This is a genomic window from Pseudonocardia sp. C8, assembly GCF_014267175.1.
Lineage (GTDB): Bacteria > Actinomycetota > Actinomycetes > Mycobacteriales > Pseudonocardiaceae > Pseudonocardia.
Genome location: NZ_JACMTR010000002.1, coordinates 3,842,751 through 3,862,032 on the forward strand (window position 1 = coordinate 3,842,751; position 19,282 = coordinate 3,862,032).

At 74.9% G+C, this 19,282-nt stretch carries 17 protein-coding genes; 6 read left to right on the forward strand and 11 right to left on the reverse strand.

The window, feature by feature from the left end; translation table 11 throughout:
* Nucleotides 1-30: 30 nt before the first annotated feature.
* A complete protein-coding gene (locus H7X46_RS18300) occupies nt 31-1,236 on the reverse strand; it encodes an MFS transporter (RefSeq protein WP_370588838.1) in 1,206 nt (401 codons plus the stop codon).
* 122 nt (nt 1,237-1,358) lie between these two features.
* Between H7X46_RS18300 and H7X46_RS18305 the strand changes: the two genes are divergently transcribed.
* The gene (locus H7X46_RS18305) at nt 1,359-1,856 is read left to right on the forward strand and encodes a hypothetical protein (RefSeq protein WP_186360563.1); all 498 of its coding nucleotides are present in this window, start codon (nt 1,359-1,361) and stop codon (nt 1,854-1,856) included.
* 72 nt (nt 1,857-1,928) lie between these two features.
* Here the strand turns inward: H7X46_RS18305 and H7X46_RS18310 are convergent, their stop codons facing one another.
* The gene (locus tag H7X46_RS18310) at nt 1,929-3,749 is read right to left on the reverse strand and encodes an NAD(P)/FAD-dependent oxidoreductase (RefSeq protein WP_186360564.1); all 1,821 of its coding nucleotides are present in this window, start codon (nt 3,747-3,749) and stop codon (nt 1,929-1,931) included.
* Nucleotides 3,750-3,935: 186 nt separating this feature from the next.
* Entirely contained in the window at nt 3,936-4,763 is an 828-nt protein-coding gene (locus H7X46_RS18315) for a hypothetical protein (protein WP_186360565.1), read from the reverse strand.
* Between the two features lie 88 nt (nt 4,764-4,851).
* On the opposite strand from H7X46_RS18315, the gene H7X46_RS18320 reads away from it, so the two are divergent.
* From H7X46_RS18320 to H7X46_RS18330, 3 genes are read left to right on the forward strand one after another with little or no spacing between them, the layout of a single operon-like run.
* Nucleotides 4,852-6,723: a hypothetical protein gene (locus H7X46_RS18320; RefSeq protein ID WP_186360566.1), complete on the forward strand. Its 1,872-nt coding sequence runs from the start codon at nt 4,852-4,854 to the stop codon at nt 6,721-6,723.
* 35 nt (nt 6,724-6,758) lie between these two features.
* Nucleotides 6,759-7,994, forward strand: coding sequence for a DNA polymerase IV (gene dinB / locus H7X46_RS18325; protein WP_370588839.1), 1,236 nt, complete (start codon nt 6,759-6,761; stop codon nt 7,992-7,994).
* Between the two features lie 51 nt (nt 7,995-8,045).
* On the forward strand, nt 8,046-8,768 hold the full coding sequence (locus H7X46_RS18330) for a Clp protease N-terminal domain-containing protein (protein WP_186360568.1): 723 nt from the start codon (nt 8,046-8,048) through the stop codon (nt 8,766-8,768).
* Nucleotides 8,769-8,774: 6 nt separating this feature from the next.
* Here H7X46_RS18330 and H7X46_RS18335 read toward each other — a convergent pair whose 3' ends face one another.
* The 6 genes from H7X46_RS18335 to H7X46_RS18360 form a co-directional block, all read right to left on the reverse strand.
* Nucleotides 8,775-9,218, reverse strand: a complete 444-nt coding sequence (locus H7X46_RS18335) for a cyclopropane-fatty-acyl-phospholipid synthase family protein (protein ID WP_186360569.1) — start codon at nt 9,216-9,218, stop codon at nt 8,775-8,777.
* Nucleotides 9,215-10,651 (reverse strand): wax ester/triacylglycerol synthase domain-containing protein, encoded by a 1,437-nt coding sequence (locus H7X46_RS18340; protein WP_186360570.1) that lies wholly within the window; start codon nt 10,649-10,651, stop codon nt 9,215-9,217. Before H7X46_RS18340 ends, H7X46_RS18335 begins: the two co-directional genes overlap by 4 nt.
* Nucleotides 10,644-12,119: an HAD-IB family hydrolase gene (locus H7X46_RS18345; RefSeq protein ID WP_186360571.1), complete on the reverse strand. Its 1,476-nt coding sequence runs from the start codon at nt 12,117-12,119 to the stop codon at nt 10,644-10,646. The genes H7X46_RS18340 and H7X46_RS18345 overlap by 8 nt, the downstream gene beginning before the upstream one ends.
* Entirely contained in the window at nt 12,106-14,475 is a 2,370-nt protein-coding gene (locus H7X46_RS18350) for a glycerol-3-phosphate 1-O-acyltransferase (protein ID WP_186360572.1), read from the reverse strand. Before H7X46_RS18350 ends, H7X46_RS18345 begins: the two co-directional genes overlap by 14 nt.
* A gap of 88 nt (nt 14,476-14,563) precedes the next feature.
* Entirely contained in the window at nt 14,564-15,973 is a 1,410-nt protein-coding gene (locus H7X46_RS18355) for an aspartate aminotransferase family protein (RefSeq protein ID WP_186360573.1), read from the reverse strand.
* Nucleotides 15,974-16,060: 87 nt separating this feature from the next.
* On the reverse strand, nt 16,061-17,128 hold the full coding sequence (locus H7X46_RS18360) for a glycosyltransferase (RefSeq protein ID WP_186360574.1): 1,068 nt from the start codon (nt 17,126-17,128) through the stop codon (nt 16,061-16,063).
* 155 nt (nt 17,129-17,283) lie between these two features.
* On the opposite strand from H7X46_RS18360, the gene H7X46_RS18365 reads away from it, so the two are divergent.
* Nucleotides 17,284-17,706 carry an ATP-binding protein gene (locus tag H7X46_RS18365; protein WP_186360575.1) on the forward strand — a complete coding sequence of 141 codons (423 nt, stop codon included), beginning with the start codon at nt 17,284-17,286 and terminating at the stop codon, nt 17,704-17,706.
* Nucleotides 17,707-17,771: 65 nt separating this feature from the next.
* On the forward strand, nt 17,772-17,954 hold the full coding sequence (locus H7X46_RS18370) for a hypothetical protein (RefSeq protein ID WP_186360576.1): 183 nt from the start codon (nt 17,772-17,774) through the stop codon (nt 17,952-17,954).
* Nucleotides 17,955-17,967: 13 nt separating this feature from the next.
* On the opposite strand, the gene H7X46_RS18375 is transcribed toward H7X46_RS18370, so the two are convergent.
* Nucleotides 17,968-18,609: a vitamin K epoxide reductase family protein gene (locus H7X46_RS18375; protein WP_370588840.1), complete on the reverse strand. Its 642-nt coding sequence runs from the start codon at nt 18,607-18,609 to the stop codon at nt 17,968-17,970.
* A complete protein-coding gene (locus tag H7X46_RS18380) occupies nt 18,606-19,256 on the reverse strand; it encodes a thioredoxin domain-containing protein (RefSeq protein ID WP_186360577.1) in 651 nt (216 codons plus the stop codon). The genes H7X46_RS18375 and H7X46_RS18380 overlap by 4 nt, the downstream gene beginning before the upstream one ends.
* Between the last annotated feature and the right edge of the window lie 26 nt (nt 19,257-19,282).

The window sequence follows — 19,282 nt, forward strand, 5'->3', positions numbered from 1 at the left end:
CACCGGCCGCCGGCGCGTGTCAGCCGGCCCTCACGCCGGCACACGCTCGGGAGCGGCGGTCGCCGCGACCCGCCGTCCCAGAACCGTCGCGACGGCGGCCAGCATGACGACCACCCCGCCGTAGACCAGCGCGGTCGGCCGCAGCCCGCCGGCAGTCGCCGCCACGCCCGCGATCATCGCGGGCACGCTGAACGCCAGGTAGGCGAGCGTGTAGGTCGCCGCGAACAGCTCGCCGCGCTCGTGCGGCCCGGCCAGCGCGGACAGCGTCCCGAACGTCGCGAACGACGCCGACCCGAAGCCGACGCCGGCGACGAACGTGCCGGCCGTCGCCACCACCAGCAGCCCGCTCACCGCGCCGGCGAGCGTGACCAGGGTGCCCAGCGCGAGCAGCGCCGCGGCCGGGGTGAGCACGCGGGCCGGCACCCGGCCGCGGAGCAGGAACGCGGTCAGCGCGCCGGTCAGGCACAGCGCAGCGACGACCAGGCCGCCGACCATGTGGTTCCGGACGCCGAACAGTTCGATCACGACCGACGGGCCCAGCGACATGTACAGCCCGCCCAGCGACCAGCTCGCCAGCAGGATCGGCACGATCCCGGCGAACCCGGGCCGCAGGCGCGGCGGCACGCCGACCCGCGGGCGCAGCGACGCCAGCGCCCCCGGCCGGCGCTCGATCGTGTCGGGGATCAGCGCGACCCGGAGCGCGGCGACGAGCAGTCCGCCGAGCAGGAGCACCCACACCAGCCGGGTCGGCGCGGGCGCGAACTCGACGAGCGCGCCGCAGCCGAGGGCGCCCAGGCCGAGCCCGGTGAGCGGCGCGGTGCCGTTCACCAATCCGGCGCGCGCCGGTCGCGGGGCGAGGTCGACCAGGGTCGCGGGCAGCGTGGCGGTGGCCGCGCCGGTCGCGACACCCTGGACGATCCGGGCGGCGAGCAGCCAGCCGACACCGTCGGCGACCAGGAACAGCACCAGCGAGGCGATCTCCAGGGCGATGGCCGCAAGGAGCACCGGCCGGCGTCCGACGTGGTCGGACAGCGCACCGACGACGAGCAGCGCCGCGATCAGCGCGAGGACGTACACCGCGAACACCGCCGTGAGCGTGAACTCGGTGAACGCGAAGCGCTCCTGGTAGACGACGTAGAGCGGCGACGGCGCCGACGACGCCGCGAGGAACCAGACGAACGTGGCCGCCACCGCGGCGAACGCGACCGGCGGGGACAGGCGCAAGCGGGCGGGCACGGCGCTCCTCGGGGACGGACGGCTCCTGAGCGTTGCCAACGACCGCGGGGGGCCGGGCATTCCCGCGAGGGCACGGGGCCGGTCCGCATGCGCCGCGGGCCCGGGACTGGCAGGCTCCGTCCGTGCCGGCGACGACCTCCGTGTTGCGTGCCACGACGTCGTGGGCCGGCCCGTTCCGGGTGCGCCACGAGGTGACCCGGGACGGCCGCCCGGTCGCCGGATGGATCGCCCGGACCTGGCAGGAGCACCGCGACCTCGTGATCGACGGGCAGCCGTACGCGCTGCGCGCGGAGGGGATCGCCGTCTTCACGCTGGAGGGCGAGGTCCGGGCGCACATCCGGCGCACGGTCGAGCACCGGTACCGCCTGCCGGCACCGCACTGGACCGTCGAGGCCGGCGACCTCACCTACCGGCTCGCAGGATCCGGTGCCGGGCGCCGGTTCTCGCTGCTCACCACCGGGGACCCGGCCGGCGAGGCCGGGCAGGTGTGGCGGACCGGCCGGCTGCGGCCGTCGTACGCGGCCCGGCTCCCGGACGCGCTGGAGCTGCCGGTGCAGGTGTTCGTGCTGTGGTCGGCAATGGCGATCTGGCGCGCGACCGTGGCCGCCGCAGGTACGTGACCCGGCCCGCACACCGGACGGGCCCCCGGGGGAACGAGTTCCCACGGGGGCCCGCCGGGCGAGGGAGCGGCGTCAGGCGAGGTGGTGGCGCTCCTGCAGCGCGTACACCGGTGTCGGGATGCCCGCTTCGCGGGCCTTGAGCTGCAGCGCGAGGTACAGCGAGTAGAACCGGCTCTGGTGCAGGTTCCCGCCGTGGAACCACAGGTTCGGCTGCTGGGTGGGCTTCCACATGTTGCGCTGCTCGCCCTCCCACGGACCGGGGTCCTTGGTGGTGTCCGAGCCGAGCCCCCACACCTTGCCGACCTTGTCCGCGACCTCCTGCCCGACGATGTCGGCGGCCAGGCCGTTCATCGAGCGGTACCCGGTGGCGAACACGACCAGGTCGGCCTCGAGCTCGGAGCCGTCGGCGAGCCGCACGCCCTTCTCGGTGAACTCCTGCACCTGCCCCCGGACGAGCGCGACGTCCCGGTTGGCGACCAGATCCGCGGCGCCGACGTCGATGTAGTAGCCCGAGCCGCGGCGCAGGTACTTCATGAACAGGCCGGTGTCGTCGTCGCCGAAGTCCAGCTCGAAGCCGGCGTCCTCCAGCCGCTTGTAGAAGTCCGCGTCGACCTCGCGGGCCTTGTCGTAGGCCGGCTTCAGGAACTGGCCCATGATCCGGTACGGCAGCGACGCGAACACCATGTCCGCGGTGTGCGTGTCGATGCCGTTCGCGACCGCGCGCTCCGAGTACAGGTCGCCGAGGGCGTGCTCCATGAGCGTGTCCGACTTGATGATGTGGGTCGAGGACCGCTGCACCATCGTGACGTCCGCGCCCACCTCCCAGAGCGCGCCGCAGATGTCGAAGGCCGAGTTGTTCGACCCGACGACGACGACCTTCTTGCCCGCGTAGGCGTCCGGCCCGGGGTGCTCGGACGAGTGCTGCACCTCGCCCTGGTACTGGTCCCGGCCCGGCAGGTCGGGCATGTTCGGCTTGCCGGAGACGCCGAGCGCGATCACGAGCTGGCGCGGCCGCAGCGTGATCTCCCCTTCGCCCGCGCGGTCGACGACGACCTCCCAGCGGCCCGCCGCCTCGTCGAACCTCGCGGACCTCGCGGTCGTGGAGCCCCAGTAGTTCAGCTCCATGATCCGCGTGTAGAACTCCAGCCAGTCGCCGATCTTGTCCTTCGGCGCGAAGACCGGCCAGTTGTCCGGGAACTTCAGGTAGGGCAGGTGGTCGTACCAGACCGGGTCGTGCAGGGCGAGGCTCTTGTAGCGCTTGCGCCAGGAGTCCCCCGGCCGCTCGTTGCGCTCGACGATGATCGTGGGCACGCCCAGCTGGCGCAGCCGGGCACCGAGCGCGATGCCGCCCTGACCGCCGCCGATGATGACGACCTCGGGGTCGCGGGTTCGGCCCAGCTCGTGCAGCTCCGCCTCCCGCTGCTCCTTCCACACCACCCGGTTCGGGTTGGCACCGTGCTCGGTGCCGAACGGGCGGTTCTCCCGCAGCGGTTCCTCGTGGCCCTTGAGCTCGTCGAGCGTGGTGAGCAGCGTCCACGCCTTGGGGGTGCCGGAGTCGGAGACGATCCGGACGTGCCCGGAGCCGCGGCCCACCGCCGTCTCGAAGGCGAACCAGGCGTCGGTGACACCGTCGGCCTCGCTCGGCTCCTTGGTGAGTGTCCAGTTCGACGGGTCCGTCGACTCGAGGGTGTGCGTGAGCAGGTCGCGGACGCCGTCGTGGTGCTCGACCGTCTTGAGGTTCCAGGTGAAGGACACCAGGTCACGCCAGTAGCTCTCGTCCGCGAAGAGGGACACGGCACGGTCGATGTCGCGGGCGGACAACGCGTCGGCGAACGCCTCGAGCCAGCCCTCAGCGGTCGTGCGGGCCACTGACTTCTCCTGAGCGATGGTCACGGGCAACCTCCTGCGAGCGGGTTCACCACGACCACGGGCGGGCGCTCGCCGGCCTGCCGCGGTCGTCGGGGCAACGTCACGAAGTGAACCGCACGACCGTGACCCAGGACACGGGTTGCCGCGACGTTGCAACCCGTCCGGGGCAGGTAACTCAGTGCCGATGCTTCGGCCCTCGACCGCCGGGCCTCAGTGCACCCTGCGGTGGACCGAGTCCGGGTCCGCCCGGGTCAGCGCGATCACCCCGCCCAGTGCGGCGACGACGCCGAGCAGCGCGCCGCCCTCCCACCCCGGCCGGATCCGGTCGCCGAGCAGCGCGATGCCGACCACGCCCGGGACGACCACCTCGGTCACCGACAGGACGGCCGTCGCCGGGCCCACCGCCCCGTCCTGCAGTGCCTTCGCGAACGCCAGCACGCCGAGCACGCCGAGCACGCCGACGCCGTACACGAGCGGGTCGCGCAGCAGCTCGCCCACCGCCTCCCAGCGCATCGGTCCGGGGTGGATGGCGCGCACCGCCAGCGCGGTGCCGCCGAAACCGAGCCCGGCCAGGAGCGCCAGCAGCATCGGGCGCCGGGCGCGCCACAAGAACGGGGCCGCGACCAGCACCAGCCCGAACGAGACGAGCAGGATCGGCGTCGCGATCGGGGGCAGGGCCGCCGGACGCTCCGGCACCGCGCTGGCCGCGACCAGTACCAGGCCGGTGAGCACGGCGAACACCGCCCAGCGGTCGCGCCGGCCCAGGTTCAACGGGTTCCACCCGTAGTCGGCCAGCGTGGTCAGCGCGATCGCGCCGGCGAGGATCGACTGCACCGCGAACACCGGCAGGTACCGCAGCGCGAGCACCGTGAGCACCCAGGCCCCGACGTCGGCGACCAGCCCCGTCAGGAACCACGGCTGCAGCCACACGGGCCGCCCGTACTTCGCCAGCCTGCTGCCCTTGGCCTCCCACAGCGCAGCGACGGTGTTGCCGACCATCGCGGCGACGGCGATCAGCAGCGCGAACAGGGTCGTCATGTCACCGCCCATCCTGCCCGCTCCGGCGGAACCCGGCTCCGGACACGCCGATCCCCGCACCCGGCGCCGACGGTGCACACTCGGGGCCATGCGGATGCGGTTCGGGGTGGACGAGGACGACGCGTTCCGCGCGTGCGCGGACGAGCTGGTCGGCGGCTTCGCCCTGTGGGTCGAGGAGCACGACCTCGTGGCGGAGCCGAGCTCGGCCGACCTGCTGCTGCAGTTCAAGTGGCTCGCCATCGACGGTGACCTGGCCGACTGGCCGCTGGAGCAGATCGAGACCTTCCTCGACGGCTGGTGCCCGCGGATGATGACCGAGCACGGGCTGCAGCTGCGCCTGGTCCCGCTGACCGTGTGCCTGTTCCTGGAGTACCTCCACGAGCGCGCGCTGCTCACCCCGCAGAGCGCACGGCCGGCCCAGATCCAGCGGCTGTGCACCGCCTACGCCGACGACTACGACGAGCTCGAGGCCCGGCCGCTGCACCCGGTGCTCGCGGAGTTCGAGACCCCTCCCGACCCGGTGCGGATCCCGGCTGCGGCGCAGCGGGCCTCGTCCGCGGCCCGGGCGCGGATCGTGCAGGACGCCCGCGCGCTGGCCGAGTGGTGCGGGGAGAAGGGCCGCGCGCTCACCCGGACCGGGAACCTGCGGCTCGCCGACGCCCGGCACCTCGCCGAGCAGCTGGGCACCGACGACCTGGCTTCCCCCCGGTACGCGCGCCTCGGCCGGGCCGACCGGCTGGACAACCTGACCTGGGTGCTGGAGGCGGCCGTGCACGCGGGCGCGGTCCGCCGGGACGGCGGCCGGCTGGTGGCCGGCGAGCGGTTCGCCGCGCTCGACGACACCACGGCGCACGAGGACCTGGTGCTGGGCGCGCGGGACGCCGGCGCGCTCACCGTGTCCGTGCACGGGCGGCGCGCGAGCGACGACGGTCTCGACGACGACCTGCTCGAGACCCTGCTCGACACCGACGGCAACCACGGTGACCACAGTGACCTCGAGGACCTCGAGGACCTCGACAACCTCGACGACCTCGACGACCTGCACGCCGACGGCGGCGTCCCACCGGCCGAGCCCGCCGACGACGCCACGCCCGCGTTCCTGGCCCTGCTCCGCCACCCCGACGACGGGATGGCCTACGACGACCTCGTCGTGCTGCTCGACCTGGTCCTCGGCTGGGACGGGTCCCGCCTCGCCACGATGCAGACCCGGCGGCTCCTCGAGCGCCTGGACCGGCTCGGGATCGTGGACTGGACGGACACGACGACCGAGCGGGACCGGGACGGCGAGCCCGTCCGGACCGGTGGGCGGGTCACGCTCACCGCCGGCGGGGTCGCCTGCGGGCTGCTGGTGCTCGCCGCCGAGGGACTCGGGTTCCCCAGCCGTCCCGACCCGGCCGTCGCGAGCGTCACCGAGATCGTCGGCCTGGCCGGCGACGTCCCGCCCGACGAGTGGCGCCGCGACATCGACGCCTGGCACGCGGCCCAGCCCGACCCGGACGCCGCGGTCGCCGCGTTCGTCGCCCGGGCACTGGCCCCCGAGCAGCCGCTCGTCATCGTCCTGACCGCGACGAGCGTCGCCGCGGAACGGTTCGGCGCCGACGTCGTCGACGACCTGCTCCGCGCGCACCTCGACGGGCCGCACCGCGGGCAGGTCGCCCGCCGGCTGGTGGCCCGCGGCCTGCTGGACCCGACCGCGGTCGAACCGGACCTGCTGATGCACGCCTCGGTCGACGTCCTCGCCGTCACCGTCGACACCATCGAGTCCGACGAGTGGCCGACGCTGTTCGCCCGCGAGTTCCCGCCGGAGACCGTGCCGGTGTTCGACGACCTGTGGCGGCTCGACCACCCGCGGCTCGGCGAGGTGCTCGCCGAGCTCGGCGGGTTCCACCCCGACAAGGCGGTGGCGAAGGCGGCGCGCACGGCGCTGGTGCGCTGGCAGAGCCGCACCGGCGGGAGCTGAACGGCCTCGCCCCGCCGCCGGCCGCATGCGAACATGTGTTCGTGCGCGGCCTGGCCACCATCCTGCATGCCGACCTGGATGCGTTCTACGCGTCGGTCGAGCAGCGGGACGACCCGCGGCTGCGCGACCGGCCGGTGATCGTCGGTGGCGGCGTCGTGCTGGCCGCCAGCTACCAGGCGAAGGCCTGCGGTGTCCGGACGGCGATGAACGGCCGGCAGGCCCGCGCGCTCTGCCCGGCGGCGGTCGTCGTCCCGCCGCGGATGGGCGCGTACTCGGCGGCGAGCAGGGCCGTGTTCGCGATCTTCCGGGACATCACGCCCGAGGTGGAGGGGCTCTCGATCGACGAGGCGTTCCTCGAGGTCGGCGGGCTGGCCCGGATCGCGGGGACCCCGCGGGAGATCGCCGCCCGGCTCCGGGCCCGGGTGGCGGCCGAGGCCGGGCTGCCGATCACGGTCGGCGTGGCGCGCACGAAGTTCCTCGCCAAGGTCGCCAGCGGGGTCGCGAAGCCGGACGGGCTGCTCGTCGTCGAGCCGGGCCGGGAACGCGAGTTCCTGCACCCGCTCCCGGTGGAACGGCTGTGGGGCGTCGGCGCGGTCACGGCCGCGAAGCTGCACGCGCTCGGCGTCCGGACGGTCGCCGACGTCGCCGGGCTCGGCGAGGCGCCGCTGGTGTCGTTCCTGGGGCCGGCCGCCGGGCGGCACCTGCACGCGCTGGCGCACCTGCGCGACCCGCGGCCGGTCGACACCCACCGCACCCGGCGCTCGATCGGCTCGCAGCGGGCCCTGGGCCGGCGCCCGCGCACCGACGAGGAGCTGGACGCGATCCTCGCCGGCACCGTCGACCGGCTGGCCCGGCGGTTGCGGGCACCGAAGGGCGAGCGCGCCCCGGGCACGCCCGGCGCCGGCCGGACCTGCCGCACCGTGGTGCTGCGGCTGCGGTTCGCCGACTTCACCCGGGTGACCCGCTCGCACACGCTGCCGGTCCCGACCGCGCACACCCCGACGATCCTCGCCGCGGCCCGGCGGCTGCTCGCCGCCGCCACCCCGGAGATCCACGACCGCGGGATCACCCTGCTCGGGTTGTCGCTGACCAACCTGGACCGCGACGACGCCCAGCAGCTCGAGCTCCCGCTCGACGCGCACGCCGGGCCGGCGCTGGACACCGCCCTGGACGCGGTGCGCCGCCGGTTCGGCGCGGACGCGGTCGCCCGGGCCACCCAGCTCGGCCGGGACCCGGGCATCGAGACCCCGCTGCTGCCCGAGCACGAGTGACCGGTCAACCCGTGGTTGACGATCCGCCGTCGTCAACCTAGGGTTGACCGCATGACCCCCGTCGCGAACACCGTCCGCCTCGACGACCTCATCACCGCCATCACCACGGTCCACGACGACCCGCTGGACCAGCTCTCCGACGCCGTCCTGGCCGGGGACCACCTCGGCGAGGTCGCCGACCACCTCATCGGTCACTTCGTCGACCGGGCCCGGCGGTCGGGGGCGTCCTGGACCGAGATCGGCCGCAGCATGGGCGTGTCCAAGCAGGCCGCGCAGAAGCGGTTCGTCCCGAAGGCGAGCGAGCCGGTCGACCCGCAGCAGGGGTTCGAGAAGTTCACGCCCCGGGCCCGCAACGTCGTGATCGCCGCGCAGAACGAGGCCGCGGCCGCCGGCAACGACACGATCACCCCGGCGCACCTCGTGCTCGGCCTGCTCGCCGACCCGCAGGCGCTCGCCGTCGTGCTGCTGTCCCGGCAGGGCATCGCCCCGGAGGCGGTCCGCGAGGCCGCCACCGCCGCGCTGCCCGCACCGGCCGGCCCCGTGCCCGACCTGATCCCGTTCGACGCGGCCGCCAAGAAGGCCCTGGAGCTGACCTTCCGGCAGGCGCTGCGGCTGGGGCACAACTACATCGGCACCGAGCACATCCTGCTGGCCCTGCTGGAGCAGGAGGACGGCGACGGTGTCCTGTCCGGGCTCGGCGTGGACGGGCCGCGCGCCGAGGAGGCGGTCACGACGGCGGTCTCGGCGGCCCTCGCCCAGCAACAGCAGCAGTAGACGCGGTCAGCCGGGACGGTGCAGCGGCAGCTCGCGCAGCGGGTCCCCGCCGTCGACGAACAGGCGCGCGTGCGGCCGGGTGGCGGCCGCGATGCGCTCGAGTGCCACGGCCCCGGCCCGGGGGTGGCGGCCGTCGAGCGCACCGACCCGGACCGCGAAGACCAGGTCGAACGGCTCCTCGTCGTCGGCCAGGGTGAAGTCCTCGATCGCCACCTGGCGGGCACGTAGCCGGCCGGACGCGAGGTGCTCCGGCGACCCGGCCCGCAGCGCCGCGATCGCCGCGGCGGACCGGTCGACGGCCAGGATCTGTCCGGTGGTCAGCCGGTCGGCGACCGCGCGGGCCGCCGCTCCCGGCCCGCAGCCGATCTCGAGCACCCGCAGGTCCGGCCGGAGCGGGAGCGCCGCGACGATCGCGGCGAGCCGGGGCGAGAGCGACGGCACCGGGGTCATCCGGCGACGACGGGCTCGGCCGCGCCCGGGTGCAACGCGAGGACCTCGGCGAACCCGGCGGCGAGGCACCCGGCGAACAGCTCCCGGTCGGTGATCGCGGCCGCGTCGAGGTTCGCGCCGACGCAGCAGGTGTCGCCGTGCGTGACCACCGAGATCATCGCCGCGCAGCCGGGCAGCGGCGCGAACGGGTACACGCGCTCGATGCGGGCACCGCACAGGAACGCCTCGGACCGCAGCCCCGGCACGTTCGACGCCTGCAGGTCCGTCCCGCCGGTCGTCCCGCCGGCGACCAGGGCCAGCAGCGGCCCGGGCAGCCGGGCGAGCAGCGGGGCGACGACGTCGGTGCTCTGCAGCGCGGGCTCTTCCCGGGCGGCCCGCATCTGCGCGCCGACCGCGCGGATCCGCTCGGCCGGGTCGGCGATCCCCATCGGGGCGCGGAGCCGGGCGGGCGCCCACCGGTTGCCGCCCGCGGCGTCCTCGGGGCGGCGCACCGACACCGGCACCGACGTCCGCAGCGTGGTGTCCGCCGCGACCGGGTGGCCCATCCGCTCGTGGTAGGTGCGGAACCCGCCGAGCAGCGCGGCCAGGTAGGCGTCGTTGAACGTCCCGCCGGCCGCCTTCCCGGCCGCGCGCAGGTCGGCGAACGCGACGTCGAGCGCGGCGAACCGCCAGGAGCTGCCGCGCGGGCGCAGCAGCTCCGACGCGCCCCCGGCCGGCGGCGACAGCACCCGCGCCGCCGAGTTGAGGTAGTGGGCGGTGTCGCGGACCGCGGACAGCGGGTGGCCGAGCGCGCCGAGCACGTCCCGGGCGGCGCGGACCGTGGCCGGCACGACCCCGACCTCCCGGCGGACCAGCCGGTCGACCTCGTCGAGCGGGTCCGGCGCCACGGTCGCGGGAGCGGGCGGCTGCGGCTTGGTGTCGTCGTGCTCGCGCCGGCGGCTGTGCAGCTGGGACAGCAGCTGGACGACGCCGAGCCCGTCGGTGAGCACGTGATGGAGCTTGATCAGGAACGCGGCCCGGCCGCCGGGCAGGCCCTCGACGAGCATCGCCTCCCACGGCGGCCGCGTCCGGTCGAACGGCGTCATCATGAACTGCTCGGCGATCGGCCCGAGCTCGTCCCAGAACCCGGGGCCGGAGCCGGGCAGCCGCACCCGGCGGAGGTGGTAGTGCAGGTCGAACTCGAGGTCGTGGATCCAGTACGGCGTGCCGACGCCGGCCAGCGGCTCCCGCACCCGTTCCCGGAACCGCGGCACCATGCGGGTCGCCCAGTCGACGGCGGCGGCGAGCCGGTCCCGGTCCGGGGTGGTGTCGAGGATCTCGACGGCGAGCACCGGCGAGCGGAAGCGGGCGTCACCGGCCTCGGCCCGCCACATCATGACCTCGAACGGCGCCATCTCGCGGACGCGGCCCCAGGCCATGGGGGTGTCACTCACCGGGCGGGCCCTTCTCGCGCTCCGGCCAGTGCGTCAGGGTGTCGAGGAACAGCCCGCGGACCTCGTCGGCGTACTTGCCGGCGTCCTCGGGCACCCAGTGCGCGGTGTCGATCGGCGGGAGCACCGCCACCTGGACGGTGCCGCCGCGCAGGGTCTGCGCGCCCCGCCACATGATCTCGCCGGCGTTGCGGATGACGACCGGGACGACCGGCACCGCGGCCTGCATCGCGATGTGGAAGGCGCCCTTCTTGAACGGCCCGAGCCGCGGCGTCGGCGACCGGGTGCCCTCCGGGGCGATCGCCAGCGAGATGCCCTCGTCGCGGAGCTTGTCGACGGCCGGCTGCAGCGCCTCCCGGGCCTGCCGGGTGTTGCCGCGGTCGATGAACGCGACGTCGGCGATCGAGAACAGCTGGCCCCACACCGGGATCTGGGCCGCCTCCTTCTTCGCGACGCCGGTGAAGCTCTCCCGGAGCAGCTTCATCAGGATCGGCACGTCCAGCTTGGACTGGTGGTTGAACACGAACACGCACGGCCGGGACGACACGAGGTGCTCGGCCCCGGTGACCTCGACGTCGATCCCGGCCAGCCCGAAGCCGAGGTCGGCACCGACCCCGGCGGCCAGGTCGACGAACGTGCGGCGCGACCCGCGCAGCAGCCCGGCGCCGGCCGCGGCGGCCACCCCGCCGACCATGCCGCCGTAGAACGCCGCGGTGCGGGCGACGTCGGTGACGTCCGGGAGCAACCCGCCGCGCGGCGCGCAGTCCAGGACCGGCCAGCCCTGCTCGGCCGCGAGCGCGCGCAGCGAGTCGGTCGGCGAGACCGCGACCGGGTGGCCCACGGCGGAGAGGAACTCGGCGTCCTCGGTGCCGTTGGCGTAGCCGAAGCAGTCGCCGAGGTCGACGCCCTGGGCCGCGGCGTCCGCGCGGACGGCGTCCGCCTTGCCCGCCCCCCACAGCGAGACCCCGGCGACGCGGCCGGTCAGCACGCCGTCCTCGACCTCCAGCTCGGTGCACAGCACCCGGTCGGCGCCGAGCTCGTCGGCCATCGGCTGCACCTGGAACCGGGTCGCCGACGACGCCATGACGACCTGGTGGCCCTGCTCGATGTGCGCGGCGACGAGCTCCCACACCTCGGGGTGCAGGGCGCCGGCGATCTCCTCGCGGAACAGAGTCCGGCCCAGCTCGTGCAGCTCCTGCTCGCTGCGCCCCGTCCAGGTGGCGAGGGTGATCGCGAGGAACTCCTTGAAGTCGTCGTCGGTGCGGATGCCGCGCATCCCGGACAGCACGGTGCGCACCATCTCCAGCGGGCCGACGTCGAACTCGCGCAGCCGCTTCCGGTAGAAGGCACCCGCCGAGTAGCCGTCGATCACGGTGCCGTCGTAGTCGAAGTACGCGATCGTGCCGGGCCCCGGCGGGGCCTCCCGGACCGCGCGCAACCGCTCGGCCCGGGCCGTCTCAGCTCGCGACACCGCTGTCCCCCTCCGCCCGCTGCCTCGCCCCGGCCGGTGGGGCCGGTGGGACGTCGTCGCCGGTCCCCAGGACCACCTCGAGGCGGGCCCGCTCCAGGTCGCCCAACCGCCCGAGATCGTCGATCACCGCGGTCACCTCGTCCAGCCAGGCACGCCGTGCCTCCGCGAGCGGCGGTCCCGCGGTCACCGGGCCGGCGGTACGGATCCCCCGGTTCTCCGCCTGCCGCAGCGCGGTCGCGTACAGCTCGCGGGACACCGAGTCCGGCCGGTCCAGGCGGCGCTGCATCAGCATCTGGCGCCCGACGCCCAGGCAGTCGTCGAGGAACTCCTTCTCCTCGGGCAGCGGGGCGTCACCGAGGGCCACGAGCCGGTCGGCGACGACGAGCTGGGCGTCCAGGAACGACCGGAGCACCCCGGGCGCGACGAGCAGCGGTGCCCGGCGCAGCGCCGCGCGGACGTCCGCGGGTGCCCCGGCGCGCTGCCGCCAGTCCGGGTCGAGGAGGTCGAGCTCGTGCAGGATCTCGTCGCGGAACCCGCGGCGGGTCGGGAAGAAGAACTCGAACTTGAGCAGGTCCCGCAGCCGGGCGAGCTCCCGCCAGGCGAGGTCGACCAGGTCGTCGCCGTCGCCGGCGTCGCCCACCCGCAGCAGCGCCACCTCCAGCAGCGCCCGGGTGAGCAGGTGGTGCAGCGTGCCGTTGCGGTAGAACGCGGCCACGTGGTGGCGGCCCGAGCTGATCGAGAAGACCGGCTCGGTGCCGCCCTCGTAGATCGTCACGACCCCGGCCTCGGCCAGCCGGTCCAGCGTCATCCGCAGTCCGTGCCGGGTCCGCAGCTCCGCGATCGGGACCGGGACGCCGCGTGCCTCCAGGTAGTCGGCCAGCGGGGCGACGACGTCGCGGACCTGCTGCAGGGTCAGCGCCCGGTCCCGGGCCGAGAGCAGCGCGAACGTGGCCAGCGACGTCGCGGTCGCCGGGGTGACCGCGTTGATCCCTGTGCACACCCGGAACGCGACCTTCTCCAGCTGCGCGGGCCCCTCCCCCGCCTCGTCGAGCGCGGCGCGCAGCGAGAACGGCTCGGCGATCCGGACCCGGGCGGCGCCGATGTGCCGGCTCTGCTCCCGGAAGTAGCGGTAGAGCCAGGCGAGCCCCTCGGCCTTCTTCGGGTCGCCCCGCTGCTCGGCGGCCATCGCGCCGACCTCGTGCAGCTGGTCGTAGGCGATCGAGACGGGCACGAGGATCGCGTCCAGCCCCGGCCGGTCCTCCAGCGCGGCGACCAGGTAGCGGAGCAGCCCGATCCGCGGTGGCCGGAGCTTCCCGGTCCGGCTGCGGCCGCCCTCGATGTACCACTCCAGGTTGAACCGCTTGGCGAGCAGGTGCCCGAGGTACTCCTGGATGGCGGCCTTGTAGACGGTGTCGCCGCCGAAGCTGCGCCGGATGAACACGACGCCGGCCCGCCGCCCGAGCGCGCCCATCGGCCAGAACGACAGGTTGTTGCCGCCGAGCACGTGGTTGCGCGGGAAGTTGCGGTCGTGCAGGACCTCGGCGAGCACCAGCGGGTCGGCGTACGACCGGTGGCTGGGCAGGAACACCAGCGCGTGCTCCTTGTTGAGCTCGCGCAGCCGTTCGAGGCCGGACTCGTCGACCTGGACGTCCCAGGCCTTGGCGTGCATCGGCCCCATCATCGCGCGGAAGACGTCGATCATCGGGGGGCTCTGCACCGCGGCCATCTCGTGCAGGCAGGAGGTGAGCCGCTCCTCGATCTCGGCCGCGGGCCGGCCGGTCCGCCCGGCGAGGCGGCCCACCAGCGCCGGGAACCGGGCCGAGGAGGTGATCTGCTCGACCATCCGGCGCGGCACCTTGTAGCGGTCACCGAGGATCCGGCGCTCGGCGCGGTCGCAGGCGAGCACGGCCTGCCGGGCGACGAACCGGGCGAAGCCGTCGGAGTGGGGACGCACGTTCTCCTGGGCGGCGAACCGGGTCTCCAGCTCGCCGACGGTCGCCGGCTCGCCGACGACGACCCGGGCGGCGTCCGGCCGGTGCCGGGCCATCGTCGGGTGCAGCGGCGACCAGGCCATCCGCATGACGGCGGTGGTGGCGAGGCCGCGCAGCTTTCGGACCGCACCGGACTGGTCGGCCTCCGGGGTGACCCAGGTGACGCGGGCGGGCACGATCAGGGTGTCCTCGCCCCGCAGCACCGCGCCCAGGGTGGCCGGTGCCTCGGACCGATCGCTGATCAGGACCACCGCGGCCCCCGGGTGGTGGTCCTCGGCCCAGCGGCGCAGGATCCCGCGCTCGGTGTGGGACCGGGCCTGGACCACCACGACCTCCGAGGTCCCGATCAGCTCGTCGGTCGTCATGGAACCCCCGTCCGGACTGCCCGTCGCGGCGCGACGCCTGCCCGTGACAACGTAGTTACCGGCGGGTTGGGGAACAACCACAGGTACGTCAGCCGCGGCCGAGCATCGTCGCGGCCTCGGTGAAGGTGTGCCGCAGGATCCGTTCCATCTCGTCGAACTCGGCCTGACCGGCGATCAATGGCGGCGCCAGCTGCACGACGACGTCGCCGCGGTCGTCCGGCCGGCAGTACAGCCCGTTGTCCAGCAGCGCCCCGGGCAGGAACTGCTTGACCAGCCGCTCCCGCTCGGCCGCGTCGAACGTCTCGCGGGTGCCGGGGTCGCGGACCAGCTCGATCGCCCAGAAGTAGCCGTCACCGCGGACGTCGCCGACGATCGGCAGGTCCAGCAGCTTCCGCAGGGTCGCCTCGAAGGCGCCGGCGTTCGCGAGCACCCGGCCGTAGAGGTCCTCGCGCTCCATCAGGTCGAGGTTCGCCAGCGCCACCGCGGCCGAGACCGGGTGCCCGCCCCAGGTGTAGCCGTGCGGGAAAGTGACGCCCGGCGCCAGGAACGGCTCGACCACCTTCTCCGAGGCGATCATCGCGCCGAGCGGGCCGTAGCCGGAGGTCATGCCCTTGGCGCAGGTGATGATGTCCGGCGTGAAGCTGAACTTCGCGCAGGCGAACGGGTGGCCGTGCCGGCCGAACGCGTTGATCACCTCGTCCGAGACGAGCAGCACGTCGTGGCGGTCGCAGATCTCCCGGACCCGGGCGAAGTACGACGGCGGCGCGGTCAGGCAGCCGCCGGAGTTCTGCACGGGCTCCAGGACGACCGCGGCGACGGTGTCGGCGCCCTCGAAGAGGATCGCCTCCTCGACCCGGTCCGCGGCCCAGCGGCCGAGCGCCTCGGCGTCGCCGTCGAACTCGGGGTGGCGGTAGAGGTTGGTGTTCGGCACCCGGAACCCGCCGGGGGCCAGCGGTTCGAAGTCCTTCTTCATGGCCGGCAGCCCGGTGATCGCCATGGCCCCGTGCGGGGTGCCGTGGTACGCCGTCATCCGGCTGACGACCTTGTGCTTGGCCGGCTTGCCGCGCAGCTTGAAGTACTGCTTGGCGACCTTCCAGGCGCTCTCGACGGCCTCACCGCCGCCGGAGGTGAAGAACACCCGGTTCAGCTCGCCCGGGGCGAGGTGTGCGAGCCGCTCGGCCAGCTCGGCGGCCGGCGGGGTCGTGTAGCCCCACACCGGGAAGTACGCCAGCTCGCTCGCCTGCTTCGCCACCGCCTCGGCGAGCTCGCGGCGGCCGTGCCCGGCCTGGACGACGAACAGCCCGGCCAGCCCGTCGAGGATCCGCCTGCCCCGGTCGTCCCACAGGTGCATCCCCTCCCCCTTGGTGATCACGGGGACGGGGCGCGCGCCGTCCCGGCCGTGCATCCGGTCGAAGTGCGTCCACAGGTGCTTCCCGGCGGACGCGGCGGCCGGGGACGGGACGGCGGTACCGGTCGGCTCCTCGGCGAGCGTGGTCATGGGTGGCTCCTCCTCACGGGCGGCGGACACCCGATCGTCACACCGTCCGGCCCGGTGGGCGACCCGGTTCCGCGCGCCGCCGGGACCTCAGCCGGCGGCGCCGACCGGCTCCCGGTCCCCCGGCTCGCCGTCCGCGGTGCCGGTCACCTCCGCGTAGATCCTGGTCAGTGCCTCGGCGATGCGGGCGACGTCGAACCGGGACACCGCGCGGTCCCGGCCGGCCACGCCGTAGCCGATCCGCAGGGCCTCGTCGGTGAGGATCTCCCGCACGGCCGCCGCCAGCTCGTCCGGGTGCCCCGGGCGCACGTGGCCCCCCGTCACCCGGTCGACGACGGCGTCCCGCAGCCCGCCGACGGCGGTCGCGACGACCGGCCGGGCGCACGCCATGGCCTGCAGCACCGGCCCGGCGGGGATGTCGTGCTCCGGCGCGGTGACGACGACGTCCGCCGACCGCAGCAGCCTCGGCAGTGCCGCGTGGCCGACCGGGCCGAGGAACCGCACCCGGCCGGCCACACCCGCCTCCCGGGCGATCGCGAACAGCCGTGCCCGGTCCGGGTCGTCGCCGGCGGCCCCGCCGCCGACCAGCAGCTCGGCCGCCGGGATCCGCGCGAGTGCCCGGATCGCGGCGTCGGCCCCCGCGCCGGTCGCCAGCGACCCGACCGTGACGAGCCGCGGGTGCGTGCGCCGGGCGAGCGCGGGCCCGTCCGGGGTGAAGGTGCCGGTGTCGACGCCGGCCGGGACGAGGCGCAGGCGGGCTCGCGGCACCCCGGCGCGCAGCAGCACGGCGTGCTGGTCCTCGCTGGACGCCAGGACCCGGGCGGCACCGGGCGCTGGTGCACCGGCGGGCATCCCGGTGTCGTCCACCGGACAGGCGACGACGAGCGGGAGCCCGGTGGCCGCGGCCGCGCAACCCGCGACCGGGCCGATCGCGTGCACCACCTCGGGCGGCTCGTCGGCCCACGCGGCGGCCATGTCTCCGGCCGGGTCGTCGATCCGCAGCGTGCCCGGCCCGTCCGGCGGGGCCACGAGCTCCGGGGCGCCGGGGGCGTCGGTGACGATCCGGACCCGGTGGCCGGCGGCGGCCAGCGCGCTCGCGGTGAGTGCGGCACCGCAGCCGGCGGGCGCGCCGGGGGTACGGACGATGGCGATGCGCAACGCGGCCTCCTCGTCGTGCACGCGGGTGCGGGCACGCGCAGGTGGCTCTACGCGTCGGGGCCGTGACGGTACCGGCTCCGGGCGTCCCCGCACAGACGTGTGCACCGCGAACGCCGCGGGTAACCCGCTTCCGCCACGACAGGGGAGGTCGGAGAATGAGCCGTCACGCGTGGACGCTCCGGGTCCCGGCCGTGCCCTCCGCGTGCCGGGCCGCCCGCCGTGAGCTGAGCCGGTTCCTGGATCCGCTGGTGCCCGAGCCGGTCGTCCACGACGCGGTCCTGGTGCTGCACGAGCTGGTCGAGAACGGCGTCGACCACGCCCGCACCCCGATGCGGCTCACCGCCCGGGTGCAGGACGGGGCGGTTCGCGTCACCGTGCGGGACGGCTCGCCGGTGCCGGTGCGCGAGCAGCCGCACGACCCGGCGGCCCGCCGCGGCCGCGGCCTGCAGATCGTCGCCTCGGTGTCCCGGAGGTGGGGGGTGCGCCGGCACCCGGCCGGCAAGACGACGTGGGCGGAGATCGGCCCGCCGGGATCCGCCCCGGTCGTCCCCGACCTGCGTCCGGTCGGCCGGGCCTGACCGGGAGCGGTTGGGCACCGGCCCGGGCGGGTAGGTTCGCGCCGGACCCGACGGAAGGAGTCAGCATGCGCCCCGACACCCCGATCTCCGAGACCGATCCGGCCGACGCCCTCGAGCAGCAGCGCGAGGTCGGCACCGAGCCGGAGGAGGACTCCCGTCCGCAGTCCGGGGCGGAGGCCGACCCGGCCGACGTCGCGGACCAGCACCGCGACGCCGCCCAGGACGACGAGGACTACCGGACGGACTGACCGGGGCCGGAGGTCAGAGCAGGCTCGACCAGTAGGTCCAGAACCGCTGCAGCGCCAACCCGATGATCACGACGAACCACAGCACCACCGGCACCGCGTGGTAGCGGCGCAGCCCCTCGTAGAGCCCGCGGGCCGCTCCGCTGCGGTCGAGCGTCGCGAGCGCGGAGTACCAGAAGATCGGGATCGTGACCGCCCACACGACCATGCAGTACGGGCAGAGGGCCCCGATCCGGTACAGGCTCTGGACGATCAGGTAGTGCACGAACACCGTGCCCAGCGCCGCGCCCGCGGTCAGCCCGGCCCACCACCAGAGCGGGAAGCGGGCCGCGGCCAGCAGCGCCACCCCGGTCGTCACGACGACGGCGAACGCACCGATCCCGAGCAGCGGGTTCGGGAACCCGAAGAACGCGGCCTGCTCGGTGGTCATCACCGACCCGCAGGACAGCACCGGGTTGATGCTGCACGACGGCGTGTAGTTCGGGTCCTGCAACAGCTGGAGCCGCTCGATGGTCAGCGTGAACGCGGCCACCAGGCCGACCGCGCCCCCGAGCGTCAGCAGCCACGGCAGGAACCGGGGCAGCGGGCCGGGGACGCCGCCGGCCGGCGCCGGCTCGTCGGTCACGCGGGCGATCTCCTCGGTCGGGGCGGCGGTCACCGGTTCACCGCCGCGTCCAGGGCGTCGGTGATGTCCTTCACCGAGCTCACCTCCACCTGCTCGCCGTTCACGAAGATCGTCGGGGTGCCCTGCACCCCGGCGGCCTCGCCGGCCGCCCGGTCGGCGCGCACCCTCTCCAGGGTCGCCGGGTCGGCGACCGCCGCGTCGTAGGCGGCCATGTCGAGGCCGAGCTGTTCAGCGTAGCCCCGGAACAGGGGCGCCGGGTCGGCCTGCTCGGCCCACTCGTGCTGGGCCCCGAACAGCCGCTCGTACATGGGGACGAACCGGCCCTGCTGGTGCGCGGCCTCGGCGGCGACGGCGGCCGGCTCGGCGTTGCGGTGCATCGGGAGCGGGAAGTCGCGGATCACGAACTGGACGCGGTCGCCGTACTGCTGGGCGATCTGGCCCATGATCGGCTGCAGCTGCCCGCAGCCGGGGCACTGGAAGTCGAGGAACTCGACGAGGGTCACCGACGCCCCGGGGGCGTCGTTCAGCCGTGGCGCGTCGGCCGGGGCGAGCGCGTCGGCGGACGCGGTGCCACCGGCGCCGGACGGCGGCTCGGCCGGCCGGGTGGCGAACAGCAGGCCTGCCACCACCAGCGCGAACGCGCCGACGACGAGCAGGGAGATCTTGACGTTGCGGGTCATCGGGAGGTTTCCTCCACGCAGGGCCC